Annotated in this window: 14 protein-coding genes and 1 tRNA gene; 13 read left to right on the forward strand and 2 right to left on the reverse strand. The window is 69.7% G+C overall.

Annotation, left to right across the window (positions count from 1 at the left end):
* Positions 1-20: 20 nt before the first annotated feature.
* From J2Y42_RS08630 to J2Y42_RS08645, 4 genes are all read left to right on the forward strand, one after another.
* Entirely contained in the window at positions 21-710 is a 690-nt protein-coding gene (locus tag J2Y42_RS08630) for a TetR family transcriptional regulator (protein WP_309856937.1), read from the forward strand.
* An 80-nt stretch (positions 711-790) separates the two neighbouring features.
* Positions 791-866 (forward strand) — tRNA-Thr (locus tag J2Y42_RS08635).
* Positions 867-974: 108 nt separating this feature from the next.
* The gene (locus J2Y42_RS08640; RefSeq protein ID WP_309856940.1) at positions 975-3,527 is read left to right on the forward strand and encodes a PKD domain-containing protein; all 2,553 of its coding nucleotides are present in this window, start codon (positions 975-977) and stop codon (positions 3,525-3,527) included.
* Positions 3,528-3,565: 38 nt separating this feature from the next.
* On the forward strand, positions 3,566-3,778 hold the full coding sequence (locus tag J2Y42_RS08645) for a DUF2945 domain-containing protein (RefSeq protein WP_020075491.1): 213 nt from the start codon (positions 3,566-3,568) through the stop codon (positions 3,776-3,778).
* A 13-nt stretch (positions 3,779-3,791) separates the two neighbouring features.
* Here the strand turns inward: J2Y42_RS08645 and J2Y42_RS08650 are convergent, their stop codons facing one another.
* Positions 3,792-5,414, reverse strand: a complete 1,623-nt coding sequence (locus tag J2Y42_RS08650) for a hypothetical protein (RefSeq protein ID WP_309856943.1) — start codon at positions 5,412-5,414, stop codon at positions 3,792-3,794.
* Entirely contained in the window at positions 5,411-6,010 is a 600-nt protein-coding gene (locus tag J2Y42_RS08655) for a sigma-70 family RNA polymerase sigma factor (RefSeq protein WP_309856946.1), read from the reverse strand. The genes J2Y42_RS08650 and J2Y42_RS08655 overlap by 4 nt, the downstream gene beginning before the upstream one ends.
* Before the next feature lie 113 nt (positions 6,011-6,123).
* Here J2Y42_RS08655 and J2Y42_RS08660 point away from each other — a divergent pair, with 113 nt between their 5' ends.
* The 9 genes from J2Y42_RS08660 to J2Y42_RS08700 all read left to right on the forward strand — a co-directional run bounded on the left by J2Y42_RS08660 (position 6,124) and on the right by J2Y42_RS08700 (position 15,782).
* Positions 6,124-7,731 (forward strand): D-alanyl-D-alanine carboxypeptidase, encoded by a 1,608-nt coding sequence (locus J2Y42_RS08660; protein WP_309856948.1) that lies wholly within the window; start codon positions 6,124-6,126, stop codon positions 7,729-7,731.
* Positions 7,732-7,771: 40 nt separating this feature from the next.
* Positions 7,772-8,347, forward strand: coding sequence for an isochorismatase family protein (locus J2Y42_RS08665; protein WP_309856950.1), 576 nt, complete (start codon positions 7,772-7,774; stop codon positions 8,345-8,347).
* 79 nt (positions 8,348-8,426) lie between these two features.
* Positions 8,427-10,628: an efflux RND transporter permease subunit gene (locus J2Y42_RS08670; protein ID WP_309856953.1), complete on the forward strand. Its 2,202-nt coding sequence runs from the start codon at positions 8,427-8,429 to the stop codon at positions 10,626-10,628.
* 67 nt (positions 10,629-10,695) lie between these two features.
* The gene (locus tag J2Y42_RS08675; protein ID WP_309856956.1) at positions 10,696-11,727 is read left to right on the forward strand and encodes a thiamine pyrophosphate-dependent enzyme; all 1,032 of its coding nucleotides are present in this window, start codon (positions 10,696-10,698) and stop codon (positions 11,725-11,727) included.
* Between the two features lie 10 nt (positions 11,728-11,737).
* Positions 11,738-12,712, forward strand: a complete 975-nt coding sequence (locus J2Y42_RS08680) for an alpha-ketoacid dehydrogenase subunit beta (protein WP_309858083.1) — start codon at positions 11,738-11,740, stop codon at positions 12,710-12,712.
* Positions 12,705-13,028: a biotin/lipoyl-containing protein gene (locus J2Y42_RS08685; RefSeq protein WP_018189959.1), complete on the forward strand. Its 324-nt coding sequence runs from the start codon at positions 12,705-12,707 to the stop codon at positions 13,026-13,028. The genes J2Y42_RS08680 and J2Y42_RS08685 overlap by 8 nt, the downstream gene beginning before the upstream one ends.
* A 6-nt stretch (positions 13,029-13,034) precedes the next feature.
* Positions 13,035-13,763: an alpha/beta fold hydrolase gene (locus J2Y42_RS08690; RefSeq protein WP_309856961.1), complete on the forward strand. Its 729-nt coding sequence runs from the start codon at positions 13,035-13,037 to the stop codon at positions 13,761-13,763.
* A gap of 46 nt (positions 13,764-13,809) precedes the next feature.
* The gene (locus tag J2Y42_RS08695; protein WP_309856963.1) at positions 13,810-14,319 is read left to right on the forward strand and encodes an Lrp/AsnC family transcriptional regulator; all 510 of its coding nucleotides are present in this window, start codon (positions 13,810-13,812) and stop codon (positions 14,317-14,319) included.
* Positions 14,319-15,782: an NAD-dependent succinate-semialdehyde dehydrogenase gene (locus tag J2Y42_RS08700; RefSeq protein ID WP_309856965.1), complete on the forward strand. Its 1,464-nt coding sequence runs from the start codon at positions 14,319-14,321 to the stop codon at positions 15,780-15,782. The genes J2Y42_RS08695 and J2Y42_RS08700 overlap by 1 nt, the downstream gene beginning before the upstream one ends.
* Positions 15,783-15,787 lie beyond the last annotated feature (5 nt).

Below are 15,787 nucleotides of genomic sequence, written 5' to 3' on the forward strand. Positions count from 1 at the left end.
GGAGTGAAATAATCGAAGGCGTGTCAGTGGCCCCCGATTCCACGCTGAACGAGCTCGGCCTCCGCGAGCGAAAGCGCATCGCGACCCGACGCGCGATCCAGCTCGCCGCCGTCGAGCTCGCCAGCGAGCGCGGCTTCGACCGCGTGACGATCGACGAGATCAGTCACGTCGCGAACGTGTCGCCGCGTACCTTCTTCAACTACTTCCCCTCGAAGGAGTCCGCCATCATCGGCGAGCTCCCGGAGCTCCCGGACGAGGAGACCATCGAAGAGTTCGTCTCGGCCGGCCCCGGCCAGCCGATCCTCGACGGGATCAGCACCCTGCTGGTGGCCGCGATCGACCTGGGGGACACGGGGGACGGGGAAGCGGAAGCGCCCCAGGCGCCCGAGAGCGTCCACCGTCTGCACACCCTCCGCAGGGCCCTCCTCAAGGACAACCCGGAGCTCTTCGCGCTGCGCATGGCCAGCATGCACAAGTTCGAGGATGCGCTGAGCGGTGTCGTCCAGCGCCGTCTTGCTCACGACGACCCGGATCTTGCTGCCGACGAAGAAGCCCTGCACCAGCGCGCCCGGTTGGTGACCTACGTCGCGTTCGCGGGCATGCGGCACGCGTGGTCCTGCTGGGCCGACCACGGCGGTGTCGAGCCGCTCTCCGACCGCCTGCGCAGCTCGTTCGAGCAGCTCTCGGCGCTCGGAACGCAGGTCCGCTGACACTGTTCCGGCATGGTCGGCAGTACCCCGCGTGATCGGGTAAGCTATCTTCCTGTGCGCCGGATGGATGTCCGGCCCACGCCGCCCTAGCTCAGTCGGCAGAGCATCTCACTCGTAATGAGAAGGTCAAGGGTTCGATTCCCTTGGGCGGCTCCATCGCTTCCTCCTCCCGAACATCCGGGCAGATTCTTCGTGCGCATCCGCGCCCCTCGGAGTAGCCTGAGGGCACAAACTGAGGATCAATCAAGTCTGCCCGAGGCTGTCATGGATGCAACATCGAAGTCCCGCCGGGCGCGCGCGCTCGGGCTGTTCACCGCGGTGCTGAGCGCGCTGCTCCTGATCGGAGGTGGTGTCGCGGGCCCGGCGTCTGCGGACACCATGCCACCCGATCCGAACGACCCCGCCTCTCCGCCCACCGTGGGGGCGACCGCGCTGCCCACCGTCCAGATCGACGGCGTCGCCTGGGCGCAGACGGTCGTCGGCGACACGGTGTACGTCGCGGGCAAGTTCGGCACCGCCCGCCCGGCCGGGTCGCCCGCCGGATCGAACACCACCCCGCGGAGCAACTTCCTCGCCTACAACATCACGACGGGCTCCCTCATCACGAGCATCAACGTGCCGCTGAACGGGCAGGCGCTCGCGATCGCGGCCTCCCCTGATGGCTCCCGCGTGTACATCGGCGGCGACTTCACGTCGGCTGCCGGGGCGACCTACTACCGCATCGTGGCGATCAGCACCGCCACCGGCCAACCCATCAGCTCCTTCCGGCCGGTCATGGAGAGCCAGGTCCGGGCGCTCGCGGTGACGAACTCGGCCGTCTACGCGGGTGGCACGTTCTCCAGCGTGAACGGCGTCTCCCGCGGCTACATCGCCAAGATCGACGCGTCCAACGGGTCGCTCGTCACCTCGTGGTCGGCGTCGGCCGACAACGTGGTCGACGCGCTCGCGGTGAGCCCGGACGGGAACCGCGTCTACGCCGGGGGCCGCTTCAAGAACGTCAACGGATCCGCGCACTACGGGCTTGCGATGCTGAGCGGTTCGACCGGTTCGGCTCTGCCCTTCCCCGCGAACAGCGTGGTCCGGGATGCCGGAGCGAACGCCAGTATCACCTCCCTCCAGGCGACCAGCGACCGCGTCTACGGCTCCGGGTATGTGTTCGGCAGCGGGGGCAACCTCGAGGGCAGCTTCGCGGCGGACGGCGTGACCGGCTCCCTGATCTGGCTGGAGGACTGCCACGGTGACACCTACTCGATCGTTCCGCTGAACAATGCGCTGTATGCGGCCGGCCACCCGCATGACTGCCGCAACGTCGGCGGTTTCCCCGAGACCAATCCGCGCACCTTCCACCACACGATCGCGTTCTCGAAGGCACGCACCGGGACGCTGACCAACGACGGCAACACGTCGTACGCGAACTTCCGCGGCCAGCCGTCGCCGACCCTCCTCAACTGGTTCCCGGACTATGTGACGGGGTCGTACACCGGTCAGGGTCAGGCGGCGTGGAGCGTCGCGGGGGACAGCCGCTACCTCGTCGTCGGCGGAGAATTTCCGGCCGTCAACGGGACGGCCCAGTACGGGCTCGTCCGGTTCGCGGCCGACTCGGTCGTGCGCAGTACCACCGGCCCGAACAACAACACGGCACTGACACCGAACGCCACGTCGCCGACGGCCGGGCAGGCGAAGATCAGCTGGACGGCGACGTACGACCAGGACAATGTCTCCCTGACCTACGCACTCGCGCGGGACGGCGACACCGCGCATCCCATCTCCCAGGTCACCCGCACCTCGACCTTCTGGAACCGGCCCGGGATGTCGTTCACCGACACGGGGCTCGCGGGCGGCAGCGCGCACACGTACACGCTGACGGTCACGGATCCCGACGGGAACCGGATCGCCCGAACCGGCAACCGCGTCGTGATCCTCGGCGGCGGAGCGAACCAGCCGCCCACGGCGAGCTTCACCGCCGGCACCAACGGTCTCGCGGTCGCGGTCGACGGTAACGCCTCGAGCGACCCCGACGGCGCGATCGCCTCGTGGAACTGGAACTTCGGCGACGGCGGCACCGCCACTGGGGCGACCGCGGGGCACACCTATGCGAACGCCGGTACGTACACGATCACGTTGACCGTGGCGGACAACGTCGGCGCGACGGCGTCGACGACGCGCCAGATGACCGTCGCAGCGACGAGCGGAAGCACGGTCGCGAAGGACGGCTTCGAGCGGACTCTGACCAGCGGATGGGGATCGGCGGAGGTCGGCGGCGCGTGGACGGCCTCGGGCACGACATCCTTCTACACGGTCTCGTCCGGGACCGCGCGGATGAACGTCCCGGCCGGTTCCACGCGCACCGAGACGCTCGGCAGCGTGTCGTCGAGCCGGACGGACACGACGGTCACCTTCACGACGGACTTCGCGCCGACCGGCGGAGGGATCTTCGTCTCGGCGATCGGGCGGCAGCTCGGTTCGGCCGTGTACGAGGGCCGTGCGTGGCTCAGCGCCAGCGGAGCCGTGCAGGTGCAGCTGCTCGCCAACGGGACGACGCTGCAGGCGGTACCCGTGAGCGGACTGACCTACAGCGCAGGGCAGCAGCTCTCTCTGCGGGTGCAGGCCGTCGGCTCCTCGCCCACGACGTTGCGCGCGAAGGTCTGGCCGTCGACACAGGCCGAGCCGGCCGCGTGGCAGGTCACGGCGACCGACTCCACGGCGGGTCTGCAGTCGGCCGGGGGCGTCGGCCTCCGTGCGTATCTCTCGGCCTCCGCGACGGCGACGCCGATCACGGTGCGTTTCGACAACTTCCTCGTCACCGCGGTGCCCTGACCCTCGCGCATGGTCGCTGTCGGTGGTTGGCTGCGGTCATGGCGGACGAACTGAAGCATGGCGACCACGTCGAGTGGTCCTCGCACGGCGTGGATGTGCCCGGCGAGGTCGAGAAGAAGCTCACCGACGACACCGAAGCGGCCGGACGGACCGTACGGGCGTCGAAGGACGACCCGCAGTACCTCGTGAAGAGCGACAAGACCGGCAAGGAGGCCGTGCACAAGCCCGACGCGCTGCACAAGAAGAAGTGACGGACGGCTCCCGTCAGCCGATCGACTCGATGTGATTGCGTCGGTGGCTGATGAGGTACCCGCCGTCGAAGGCCCAGGCCTCGTAGTCCTGCCGCTCCCGCGTCCAGATCAGGTCACCGGATGCCAGATCGTGAGCTGTGCCCGGCTCGGCTTCGCCATCGAAGTCATATCGGTTCGCGAGCCCGAACACCTGGTAGAACGCGCCCTGAGCCGTGACCGACGGTGCCTCCACCGGCGAGCCCGACTCGTGGCTGACCGCGCACCTCGGTTCGGAGGACGCGAGGAGGAAGGCATCACGGCGCACGTCGAGCATCACGGGTGATGACACCGCCGTGTCCGTGAAGCACGCAGGCGTCGGAATCGTCCACCGTTCCTCGCCGGTCGTCTGATCGATCAGCGTCAGTGTCTGGGCGCCCCGGATGAAGAATTCGCCGGTATCGACCTGTAGATAGCCGTTCACGACGCCCGGCACCGTCCCCGGGGTCGCAGCCCCGAACACTCTGGGCGAATCCGGTGCCGTCCTCGTCCAGAGCTTCCGGCCGTCTGGCCCGTACGCGATGAGCTCCACGGACGCGTCGGACGGTGATGCTGCCCACCCCAGAGTGACCTGGCTCATCGGCTGGTACAGATGAACGGTCTGGGGGAGAGGCGACGAGGCCCCCGTCTGCAGATCGACCATGGCCTGCTCGTAGTTCGATGATTCTGTGTATCCGTCCACAGTCATGCTGGAGAATCCAGGCCTGATCGAGCCCAGGCTCGATCCTCGCATCCCGATGGATTGACTCCACTTCGGGTGAGCGAGGTCCGTCGGATCGGCTCGGCTGAGGATGTCGTCAGCCGTCGATCGCCCATCCGCATCGCGGAAGTGTTGGACCATGATGACGTCGCCGGAGTCGTCGGGCACCGGCTGCATGTCGTGTTGAGGCATGAAGTCGTCCCAGGCGGGCTGGAAGGTGCCGACGGTTCGTCCCGTGGCGAGGTCGAGGACATCGTGCGGGCCCACTCCCGCCTCTCGTGAGGCGAGCACGGCACGTCCGGACGTCCCGAGCACGTCGAAGGCGGCCCCGAACGCCACACCGTTCGGGGTGAACTTCCACTCGCGCTGCCAGAGGATCGAACCACTCGAGGTGTCCACGAGGGTGACACCGAAGTCCTCACCGAGGTGGTTGATGCAGTCCGAACCCTCGTACTCCTTCGGCCGCAGGCCCGAGACGTAGACCGCCCGCGAGTCGCTGAGGGTGTACGTCTGCGTGCCGGTGCAGTCCGCGTCACCCGGGAGGTCCAGCGACCAGCGCGTCGTCGCGCGGAGGCTGTCGACATCGTGGGGCATCACAGGGGACGACTGGACGAGCGGCCGGGATGTCGGCGCGGGCGTCGGGGTCGGCGTGGGCGTCGGCGTGGTCGTCTGCGTGGGCGACGGAACCGGCGCGGGTGGGGCGTCGTCGCCCCCGAGGTGGATGACGCCGGTGAGGGCGAGGGCGGCCGTCCCGCCGGCGAGCACGATGGCGACGCCGGAGAGCACGCTGGTCAGCAGGATCTGGAGGCGCCTGCGGCGGCGCGGCTCGTCGGCGACGGTGTCGATCAGCAGCTGCCGGATGGCGGCGCTGCGGTCGGGGGTGAACTCCGTGGTGCTCATCGTGCACCTCCTTCGAGGATCGTCGTGGTCGGTTCCGCCGCGAGCGGCGATGCGAGTTCGGTGAGGCGCTTGCGGGCGCGTGACAGGCGCGACTTCACGGTGCCCTCCGGCACGCCGAGCGCTTCCGCGGCTTGAGCGGCGGTCAGCTCTTCGAGGATGCAGAGGGTGATGACGTCCTGGTCGCGCTTGCTCAGCCGGTCGAACGCCTCCCGTACCTGACGGTCGCGCTCCGCGCCGTCGAGGGTGTCGTCGACTGCGGGCGCGTGGTCGTCCTGCGGCGCCGGTGCGGGCAGCTTCCCGAGCGCGGTGCGGTAGCGCCGCAGGCCGCGGGTGTGGTTGCGCACGGCGTAGTTGGTCGTGACGAGCAGCCAGCCGATGATGGACCCGTCGACCAGGCGGACCGACTCCCGCTTGCGCCATGCCTCCAGGAAGACCACCGCCGTCACATCCTCGGCGTCGTGCGGCTCGCGCACCAGCCTCAGTGCGTGCCCGAAGACGCGGTCGCGGTGCCGGTCGAACAGCGACGCGAAGGCGGGGCCGTCCCCGTCGCGTGCCGACGACCAGGCCGCAGCCTCGTCGAAACCATCCGTGCTCATACCCTCTACTGTCCGCAGGCGCGCGGATCGTTCCCTTTTGTGCTGAGGGAATCGCCGCATCCACCGGCCGGGGGAGCGTAGCAGCATTCAGAAACCCCAGGTAACATACCCGGATGCACGAATCGGATCAGCCGGTCACCGGACCCGACCCGTCGAACCTCCCGACCACTCCCACTCCGCTCGCCGACTCCTCTGCCGGCTCGGAGCCGCCCGCGACCACGGGCTCGGGTCGTCGCGCCGCCGCGCGGCCCGCGCAGTCCGCCGGCCTCGCGGGTGTCGCGGCCGGGGTGCTCGCAACGATCCGGAAGCACCCGAAGACGTGGATGGCCGCAGCCGCCGCCGTCGTCTTCCTGCTGCTCGGGACCGGGAGCGTCGCCCTCGGGGCCACCGTCGGTTCCCCGGCGGCGGCAGCGGGTCCGATCAGCAGCGCGACCCCATCGCCGACGCAGACCGCGACCGCCACCCCGACTCCCACGCCGACCGTCGACCCGGCGCGTCCCGTCCCGGCGAACCAGGCGGCGGCGACGCGCGTCCGCACCTGTTCCGTCGCCGGCCTCGCTGCCGACGGCCGCCTCGGAAACCTCGAGGCGCAGGTCGTCAACGCCAAGACGGGTCAGACCCTGTTCGACCGCAACGGCGTGAAGCCCGGTCCGACCGCCTCGGTTCTGAAGACGCTCACCTCGGCTGCGGCACTCGCGACCCTGGGCCCGGACTACCGCGTCTCCACGACGGTCGTGGCCGGCAGCACGCCCGGCCAGGTCGTCATCGTCGGCGGCGGAGACGTGACCCTCTCGCGGCTGCCCGACGGCCAGGCATCCTTCTACACCGGAGCGCCGAAGATCCAGGACCTCGCCAACCAGGTCAAGCAGGCCATGGGCGGCCAGCAGATCACCTCGATCGTGGTGGACGCATCCCTCTTCGGGGCCCCGTTCTGGCAGCCGAGCTGGGATGAGCGCGAGGAGCGGGTCGTCGAGGGTTCGACCCCGTACATGACCGCGCTCATGGTCGACGGCGACCGTGACGACCCGACCGCCGTCGAGTCACCGCGCAGCACCGATCCGGTGGGTCGTGCCGTGCAGTACTTCCAGCAGTACCTCGGCACCAACGTCGGCGTGAGCCAGGGAGTCGCGCCTGCCGGCGCTCGCCAGCTGGGCGTCGTCCAGTCGCAGCCGGTCACGACACTGATCGATCAGGCGATGCGGGTCTCCGACAACACGATCATGGAGGAGCTCGCCCGCCTCGTCGCCATCAAGAACGGCGCGGGCAACACCTTCGACGCCCTGAACGCCGGTGTGCTCGCCGGGCTGAAGGGATACGGGATCGACACCGCGGGCATCCACATCGCCGACGGCTCCGGCCTCAGCGGCGACAACGCCGTTCCGCCGTCGTATCTGACGCAGCTGTTCATCAAGGTGCTCAACCGCCAGAACGGCCTCGGCGTGGTGTACGACGGGCTGCCCGTGGCCGGCCAGTCGGGAACGCTCGGCCCGGGCTACAACCGGTTCACCGGCGCGAACTCCGTCGCCCGAGGCGCGGTGTTCGCCAAGACCGGCTGGATCGACAACGGATACACGCTCTCCGGCATCATCAACGCGGCCGACGGCACGCCTCTGACGTTCGCCGTCTTCGCTCTCGGACCGGTGAGCGACAACGCGAAGCAGGCGATCGACACGCTCGTCACCGGCTTCTACAAGTGCGGCGACAACCTCTCCAACGGCTGAGCCGGCCGGCGCAGCGACGACCATCACCGGGAGGACGGGAATGGGCAAGGCGCTCTTCATCGTGGACGTGCAGAACGACTTCACCGAGGGAGGCGCGCTCGGTGTCGAGGGAGGAGCCGCTGTAGCGGCGGGCGTCACCGCCTTCCTCCGGGAGCATGCCGACGACTACGAGGTGATCGTCGCGAGCCGTGACTGGCATGACGCCGACAATGACAACGGCGGCCATTTCGCGACGGACGACGAACCGGATTTCGTGGAGAGCTGGCCGCGGCACTGCGTCGCTGGTTCCCCCGGTGCAGAGTATCACCCGGCGTTCGACACCTCGCGTGTGACGTTCCACGTTCACAAGGGCCAGGGCGTGCCGGCGTACTCGCTGTTCGAGGGCCGGACGGAGGCGGGCGCCACCGTGCACGAGATCCTCGAGGAGCGGGGCATCCACACCATCGACGTGGCGGGGATCGCGACCGACTACTGCGTTCGCGCGTCCGCTCTGGATGCTCTCGCCCACGGCCAGCACGTCCGCGTGCTGACCTCTTTGATCGCCGGGGTGGCCGAGACGTCGTCCCAGGCGGCGCTCGCGGAGCTGGCGCACGCAGGGGCGGAACTGGTGGACTGATCCCGCGAGCTTCCGCGTGGACGCTCAGAGGCATCCAGGGTAGGGTGATTGCTAGCTCATCTAGTAATCAGGAGGCGAAGTGTCGAAGGAAGCTCCGGAGCGGACCACGGAGGCCCGCGTGCCGGCCCGCTGGCTGCGCATCGTCGTGCCGACCGTGCTGGTGCTCGTCTGGCTGGTCCTCGCCGGTATCGGAGGACCGACCTTCGGCAAGCTGTCCGGTGTCTCGAGCAACGACCAGGCGGCATTCCTTCCGGCCAGCGCGGAGTCGACCGAGGTCCAGGAGTGGCAGAAGCGGTTCACCGACTCCGGCTCCATCCCCGCGATCGTGGTGGTCGAGGCCGACGAGAGCATCCCGAAGAGCGAGCTGGGCACGACGTATGCCGACCTCGGCGAGAAGCTCGGCGAGGTCGATGGAGTGGAGCCTGCGCCCGAGGGACAGTCCACGAGCGTCGCGGGACCCATCCCCTCGGAGGACGGGCTCGCCGTCGAGTACATCGTCCCGATCTCCGACTCCGATGAGCTGAAGTCGGTCGTCGCGGACCTCCGCGCGGTCGCCGATGACGCCGTGCCCGAGGGTGCGCAGGTGTGGGTCACGGGTCCGGCCGGCCTCACCGCGGATCTGGTGAACGCGTTCGGAGGCATCGACGGCATCCTGCTGCTGGTCGCCGTCGCAGCGGTCTTCGTCATCCTCCTGCTGGTCTACCGGGCCCTGCTCCTGCCCTTCCTGGTGCTGCTGACCTCGGTCTTCGCCCTGTGCGCGGCGATCCTGATCGTCTACCTGTTCGCCCTCTGGGGGTGGATCAAGCTGTCCGGCCAGAGCCAGGGCATCCTGTCGATCCTCGTCATCGGCGCAGCGACCGACTACTCGCTGCTTCTCGTCTCGCGCTACCGGGAGGCGCTCGAGGTCGAAGAGTCGCGATGGGTGGCCATCCTGCGCGCCTGGAAGGCGTCGTTCGAGCCGATCGTCGCCTCCGGCGCGACCGTGATCCTGGCCCTGCTGTGCCTGCTGTTCTCCGACCTGAACTCGAACAAGAGCCTCGGGCCGATCGCGGCGATCGGCATCGTGTTCTCCCTGTTCTCGGCTCTCACCTTCCTCCCCGCGCTTCTCGCTGTGTTCGGGCGCGCGTCGTTCTGGCCGTTCCGGCCGGTCGTCGGCGGCCACGCGCACAAGCACGTCGAAGGCACCACACTGACGGGTCTCGAAGGCGTTCGCGGGGTCTGGCGGCGCGTCGGGGGCCTGATCGCCCGACGCCCGCGCGTGACCTGGATCGTGTCGTTCGTCCTGCTCGTGGCCTGCGCGCTGGGGCTTACGCAGCTGAAGGCGAACGGCGTGCAGCAGACCGACGTCATCCTCTCGCAGTCCGACGCCGTCGACGGGCAGGCCGTGGTCGCCAAGCACTTCGACGCGGGTTCCGGCTCGCCGGTGCTCATCGTCGCGCCGGAGAGCGAAGCGGATGCCGTGCTCACCGCGACCGAGAAGACGGACGGCATCGCCTCCGCCGCCTTCTACACAGGAGGAGGCCGGCCGCAGGCAGGAGTACCGGCCGATCCCGTTGTGAAAGACGGCCACGTCCTCATCCAGGCCACCCTCGCCTCCGAGCCCGACTCCGCCGAAGCCGAAGACGTCGTGAAGGGGCTCCGCGACTCGCTCTCCAGCGACGGTTCGGTGCTGGTCGGCGGAGTGACGGCCATCGCGCTCGACACCAACGAGACGGCGCAGAGCGACCTGATCAAGATCATCCCGATCGTGCTCGCGGTGATCCTGCTCATCCTGATGCTGCTGCTCCGGTCGATCGTCGCGCCGGTGATCCTGATCGGCAGCGTCGTGCTGTCGTACGCGGCCGCGCTCGGCGTCTCGGCGCTCGTCTTCAACCACGTCTTCGGGTTCCCGGGGGCGGATGCGGCGGTGCCGTTGTTCGGGTTCGTGTTCCTTGTGGCGCTCGGCGTCGACTACAACATCTTCCTGATGACCCGGGTGAGGGAGGAGTCGCTGCGCATCGGAACCCGGCCCGGGATCCTGCGCGGTCTGGGACTGACCGGCAGCGTGATCACGTCGGCCGGCATCGTGCTGGCAGCGACGTTCGCCGCACTCGCGGTCATCCCGATCCTGTTCCTCGTGCAGATCGCGTTCATCGTCGCCTTCGGTGTGCTCCTCGACACCGTCGTGGTGCGCTCCCTGCTGGTCCCCGCGGTGTCGTACGACATCGGCCGCGCCATCTGGTGGCCGTCGAAGCTGTCGCGTAGCAAGATGCATAGCGACAGGGCCGAAGTCTCGTCCTGATCGGGCAGTCTGACCAGCCCGCACTGTGCGTGTTGCTCGATCGGAGGTGGTGCGCGAAAGTGGCGTCATGACCATGACCACCACCGAGCGCGCCGCGGCGGCGCATCCCGACGATGCAGCGCTGCTCCGGCGGCTGTACCGGACGATGGCGACCGTCCGACGCCTCGACCTCGACGGTGTCGCGATGCAGCGACAGGGCATCATCCCCGGCTACGCCCCGATGCGCGGTCAGGAGGCCGCCCAGGTGGGCAGCGCCGCCGCCCTCGACCTCACTCGCGACTTCGCCTTCCCGACCTACCGCGAGCTCGGCGTGGCGGTCGCCATGGGCGTCGACCCGGTGGCTTACCTGGCATCGCACCAGGGCGCCTGGCACGGCGGACTCTGGGATGCGGCCGCCGCACGGCTCGCCCCGATCAACGCCGTGGTCGGCGGCGCCGTCACCCACGCCGTCGGCTGGGGGCTCGGCGCGAAGCTCGACCGCACCGGGGGAGTGGCGATCGCCTACTTCGGCGATGGCGCCAGCTCGCAGGGCGACATCCACGAGGCCATGAACACCGCGGCCGTCTCGCAGCTCCCCGTCGTGTTCTTCTGCCAGAACAACGGCTGGGCCATCTCCGTGCCCACCGAGCAGCAGGTCGCCGGCGGGTCCGTCGCGGCGCGTGGCGCCGGATACGGGATGCCGGGCGTGCGCATCGACGGAAACGACGTCCTCGCCGTCTACGACGCGACCACCGAGGCCCTCGAGCGCGCCCGTACCGGCGGTGGACCGACCATCATCGAGGCGATGACCTACCGCATGGGCCCGCACTCCACGTCCGACGACCCCGGTCGATATCGCACCCTCGACGAGGAGCAGAGCTGGCTCGCGCGCGACCCGCTCGCCTTGTGCGAGCAGCAGCTGCGCCAGACCGGGACCGTCGGGGACGAGTTCTTCGCCGAGGTCGCCGACACCGCCGGCGCCCTCGCCGACCGGGTGCGTGACGACGTCGCCGCCCTCGGTGGACGCCCCGCCGAGGAGATGTTCGACTTCGTCTTCTCCGACCCGCCCGCCGCCCTCCTCGGGCAGCGCCGAGCCTGGGAGGAGTCGCGCCTTGGCTGAGCTCAGCACGATGCAGCGCGCCCTGAACCGCGCGCTCGACGACGCGCTCGCCGCCGATGACCGCACCCTCGTGTTCGGTGAGGACGTCGGAACCCTCGGCGGCGTCTTCCGGGTCACGGACGGCCTGAAGGCCAAGTACGGCGGCGACCGCGTCTTCGACACCACGCTCGCCGAGTCCGGGATCATGGGCATGGCGGTCGGGCTCGCGATGGCCGGATGGCGGCCGGTGCCGGAGATCCAGTTCGACGGCTTCTCCTATCCCGCCGTCGACCAGATCGTGAACCAGGTAGCGCGCATGCACTACCGCAGCCGCGGCGCGTTCGGGATGCCGATCACGCTCCGCCTGCCGAGCTTCGGCGGCATCCGCGCGCCCGAGCACCACGGCGAAAGTCTGGAGGCGCTGTTCGCGCACGTCCCCGGCCTGAAGGTCGTGGCGCCCTCGACGCCGGCTGAGGCCTACACGCTGCTGCGGCAGTCGATCGACGACCCGGACCCGGTCATCTTCCTCGAGCCGAAGTCGCGCTACTGGCACAAGGAGTCGGTCTCGCTGGACGAGCCGGAGGAGCGCCTGCCCGTCGGAACCTCTCGCGTGGTCCGGCCCGGCAAGCACGTCACCCTCGTCGCCTGGGGCGCGATGGTCGCCCGCTGCCTGCAGGCAGCGGAGCTCGGCGCCGAGGACGGCGTGGAGATCGAGGTCGTCGACCTGCGCTGGCTGAAGCCGATCGACGCCGACGGGCTCGCCGCCTCCGTCGCACGGACCCGCCGAGCCGTCGTCGTGCACGAGGCGCCGCTGACCGCCGGGCTCGGCGCCGAGGTGAGCACCCTCATCACCGAGCGCTGCTTCGACGACCTGAAGGCGCCCGTCCAGCGCGTCACCGGGTGGGACGTCCCCTATCCGTCGCCGGTGCTGGAGGATGAGTACCTGCCGTCCATCGACCGCATCCTGGACGCCGTCCAGAAGACCCTGGAGTACCGCCGTGGCTGAACGAACCTTCGACCTCCCCGACCTGGGTGAGGGCCTGCAGGAGGCGACCGTGCTGGAGTGGCTGGTCGCCGAGGGCGACCACGTCGAGCGCAACGCGCCCCTCGTCGAGGTCGAGACGACCAAGTCGGCCGTCGAGCTGCCGTCCCCGCAGTCCGGCGTGGTCGCGCGCTTCCACGTCGCCGAGGGCGAGGCGCTCGAGGTGGGCGCCCCTCTCGTGACGTTCACCGTCGAGGACGACCAGGCCGGCATCGTCGGCACCGTCCCGACGGAGGAGGCCCCGCGCCGCCGCGTTCGCCTCTCGCTGCCGGAGGACTGACCCGGGATGCGCATCCACGTCGAGAGGCACCCGGGCGACGACCCCGTGCTGCTGGTCCACGGCTTCGCGTCGACCGGCGCGCTCACCTGGGACGCGACCGGCTGGATCCGTGCGCTCGCCGAGGCGGGTCGCGGCGCGATCGTTCCGGACCACCGCGGTCACGGCGCCAGCGAGGCGCCGCACGACGCCGACGCGTACTCGCCCGACATCCTCGCCAGCGACCTCCTTGCCGTCCTCGACGAGCAGGATGTCGGACGCGTGGATGTGATGGGCTACTCGATGGGCAGCTGGGTGTCGCTCGCGCTCGCCGCACTCGCGCCCGACCGCGTCCGCCGGCTCGTGATCGGCGGCGTGGGCACGGTCGAGCAGTTCGGCCACTGGGGTGTCTCGGCGGTGCAGTCCGCCCTCCGTGACGACGCCTCCTCGCTCGACCCCGCCAGTCCGCTGGCGCCGCTGCTCGCATCGCTGCGCCAGGCTCCGGGCGTCGATCGCGAGGCGCTCGCGGCCTGTGCCGCCGGCATGGCCGCGCATCCGCTCCCACTGGCGAGCTCCGTTCCCACGATGCTCGTCGTCGGCGATGCGGACCCCGTGGCGGACGGTGCCGACGAGGCCGCGCGTCTGCTGGGCGCGGAACTCGTCGTGCTGCCGCGCCGCAACCACGTCACCACGTTGAGCGCCCGCGGCTTCAAGCAGGCTGCTCTGCCCTTCCTGGGAGCTTCGGTCAGCGTGCCGTAGGCGCGTACCCTGCGTCGTACGATGTGCGAGGACCGAAGGAGGCCGCATGATCGACAAGCTCGACGCCGATCTGATCGCGCTGCTGACCGAGGAGCCGCGGCTCGGGGTGTTCGAGGCGTCGCGGCGTCTCGGTGTGGCGCGCGGGACCGTGCAGGCGCGGCTGGATCGGCTGCAGCGGACCGGGGTCGTGCGCGACTTCGCGCCGACGATCGACACCGACCGGCTCGGGTATCCGGTGACCGCTTTCGTGACCGCCGAGATCGCCCAGGGTGACCGGGATGTCACGGTCGTCGAGCACCTGCAGGCCATCCCCGAAGTGCTCGAAGTACACACCATCACGGGTGCCGGTGACCTGATGATCCGCGCCGTGGCCCGCTCCAACGCAGACCTGCAGCGGGTGATCGACCGCATCGTCAGCGATCCGGGCATCATGCGGACGTCGACGGTCATCGCCCTCGCCACCAAGATCGACCACCGAGCGGTGCCGCTCGTTCAGGCGGCGGTGGCCCCCGACGACACCAACAACGACGCGAAGAACGAGGAGGAACGCGGCTGATGGATGAGAAGGCTCTGCTGGAGCGTGTGCCGGACGGACTCTACATCGGAGGGGAGTGGACCACCGGATCGGCGGGCACCTTCCCGGTGTACGACCCGGCGACGGGCGACAAGCTCACGGACATCGCCGACGCGTCGCCGGAGGACGGCATCCGCGCGCTCGACGCTGCCGTCGCCGCCGCGGACGACTGGGCCGCAACCCCGGCCCGCGCCCGCGGCGAGATCCTCCGCCGCGCCTTCGACCTGCTCCAGGAGCGGCGCGACGAGTTCGCGCTGCTGATGACGCTCGAGATGGGCAAGCCCCTCGCGGAGGCGAGCGGTGAGGTCACCTACGGCGGCGAGTTCCTCCGCTGGTTCTCGGAGGAGGCCGTCCGCATCTCCGGCCGCTATGGGAGCAACCCGGAGGGCACCGGGCGCATGATCGTCTCGCAGCATCCCGTCGGCCCGTGCTTCCTCATCACCCCGTGGAACTTCCCCCTCGCGATGGCGACGCGGAAGATCGCACCGGCGCTCGCCGCGGGCTGCACGGTCGTCATCAAGCCGGCGGAGCTGACGCCGCTGACCACGCTCTACTTCGCCAAGCTGCTGGAGGATGCGGGACTCCCCGGCGGCGTGCTCAACGTTGTCACGACGACGACCTCCGGCAAGGTGTCCGCTCCGATCATCGCCGACCCGCGGTTGCGGAAGCTGTCGTTCACCGGCTCGACGGAGGTCGGCCGAAAACTGCTGCAGCAGGCGTCCGAGAACGTGCTCCGCACCTCCATGGAGCTCGGCGGCAACGCGCCGTTCGTCGTATTCGACGACGCCGACCTCGACAAGGCGGTCGACGGCGCGATGCTGGCCAAGTTCCGCAACATCGGCGAGGCCTGCACAGCGGCCAACCGGTTCATCGTTCACGAAGACGTCGCCGACGAGTTCGCTCGACGCGTGACCGAGCGCGTGAACGGCCTGAAGGTCGGCCGCGGGACCGACGACGGCGTCACCATCGGCCCCCTCATCAACGAGGACGCGATCGACAAGGCGTCGGAGCTGCTCCAGGACGCGGTCAGCCGCGGCGCATCCGTGCTCACCGGCGGCTCGCGTGTCGGCGGGACGGGCACCTTCTTCGAGCCGACGGTCGTGACCGACGTCCGCGCGGGCAGCGAGATCCTCCGCCAGGAGATCTTCGGGCCGGTGCTGTCGATCATCCGCTTCTCCGACGAGGACGAGGCGGTGCGGCTCGCGAACGACACCGAGTACGGGCTCGTCTCGTACGTGTTCACGAAGGATCTGGCGCGCGGGCAGCGGATGATCGAACGCCTCGAGACGGGCATGATGGGCCTCAACGTCGGCGTCGTCTCCAACGCGGCGGCCCCGTTCGGCGGAGTGAAGCAGTCCGGACTGGGACGCGAGGGCGGTTTCGAGGGCATCCACGAATACCTGAACACGAAGTACACGCTCACCCCGAACCCGTTCGGAGCCTGAGATGG

This window comes from Leifsonia sp. 1010, assembly GCF_031455295.1.
Classification (GTDB): Bacteria; Actinomycetota; Actinomycetes; order Actinomycetales; family Microbacteriaceae; genus Leifsonia.

Excerpts from the sequence above, each read along its gene's own strand:
- J2Y42_RS08640 (WP_309856940.1), top strand. The coding sequence starts at position 975 with ATGGATGCAACATCGAAGTCCCGCCGGGCGCGCGCGCTCGGGCTGTTC.
- J2Y42_RS08645 (WP_020075491.1), top strand. The coding sequence starts at position 3,566 with ATGGCGGACGAACTGAAGCATGGCGACCACGTCGAGTGGTCCTCGCAC.
- J2Y42_RS08650 (WP_309856943.1), bottom strand. The coding sequence starts at position 5,414 with ATGAGCACCACGGAGTTCACCCCCGACCGCAGCGCCGCCATCCGGCAG.
- J2Y42_RS08655 (WP_309856946.1), bottom strand. The coding sequence starts at position 6,010 with ATGAGCACGGATGGTTTCGACGAGGCTGCGGCCTGGTCGTCGGCACGC.
- J2Y42_RS08660 (WP_309856948.1), top strand. The coding sequence starts at position 6,124 with ATGCACGAATCGGATCAGCCGGTCACCGGACCCGACCCGTCGAACCTC.
- J2Y42_RS08665 (WP_309856950.1), top strand. The coding sequence starts at position 7,772 with ATGGGCAAGGCGCTCTTCATCGTGGACGTGCAGAACGACTTCACCGAG.
- J2Y42_RS08675 (WP_309856956.1), top strand. The coding sequence starts at position 10,696 with ATGACCATGACCACCACCGAGCGCGCCGCGGCGGCGCATCCCGACGAT.
- J2Y42_RS08680 (WP_309858083.1), top strand. The coding sequence starts at position 11,738 with ATGCAGCGCGCCCTGAACCGCGCGCTCGACGACGCGCTCGCCGCCGAT.
- J2Y42_RS08690 (WP_309856961.1), top strand. The coding sequence starts at position 13,035 with ATGCGCATCCACGTCGAGAGGCACCCGGGCGACGACCCCGTGCTGCTG.
- J2Y42_RS08695 (WP_309856963.1), top strand. The coding sequence starts at position 13,810 with ATGATCGACAAGCTCGACGCCGATCTGATCGCGCTGCTGACCGAGGAG.
- J2Y42_RS08700 (WP_309856965.1), top strand. The coding sequence starts at position 14,319 with ATGGATGAGAAGGCTCTGCTGGAGCGTGTGCCGGACGGACTCTACATC.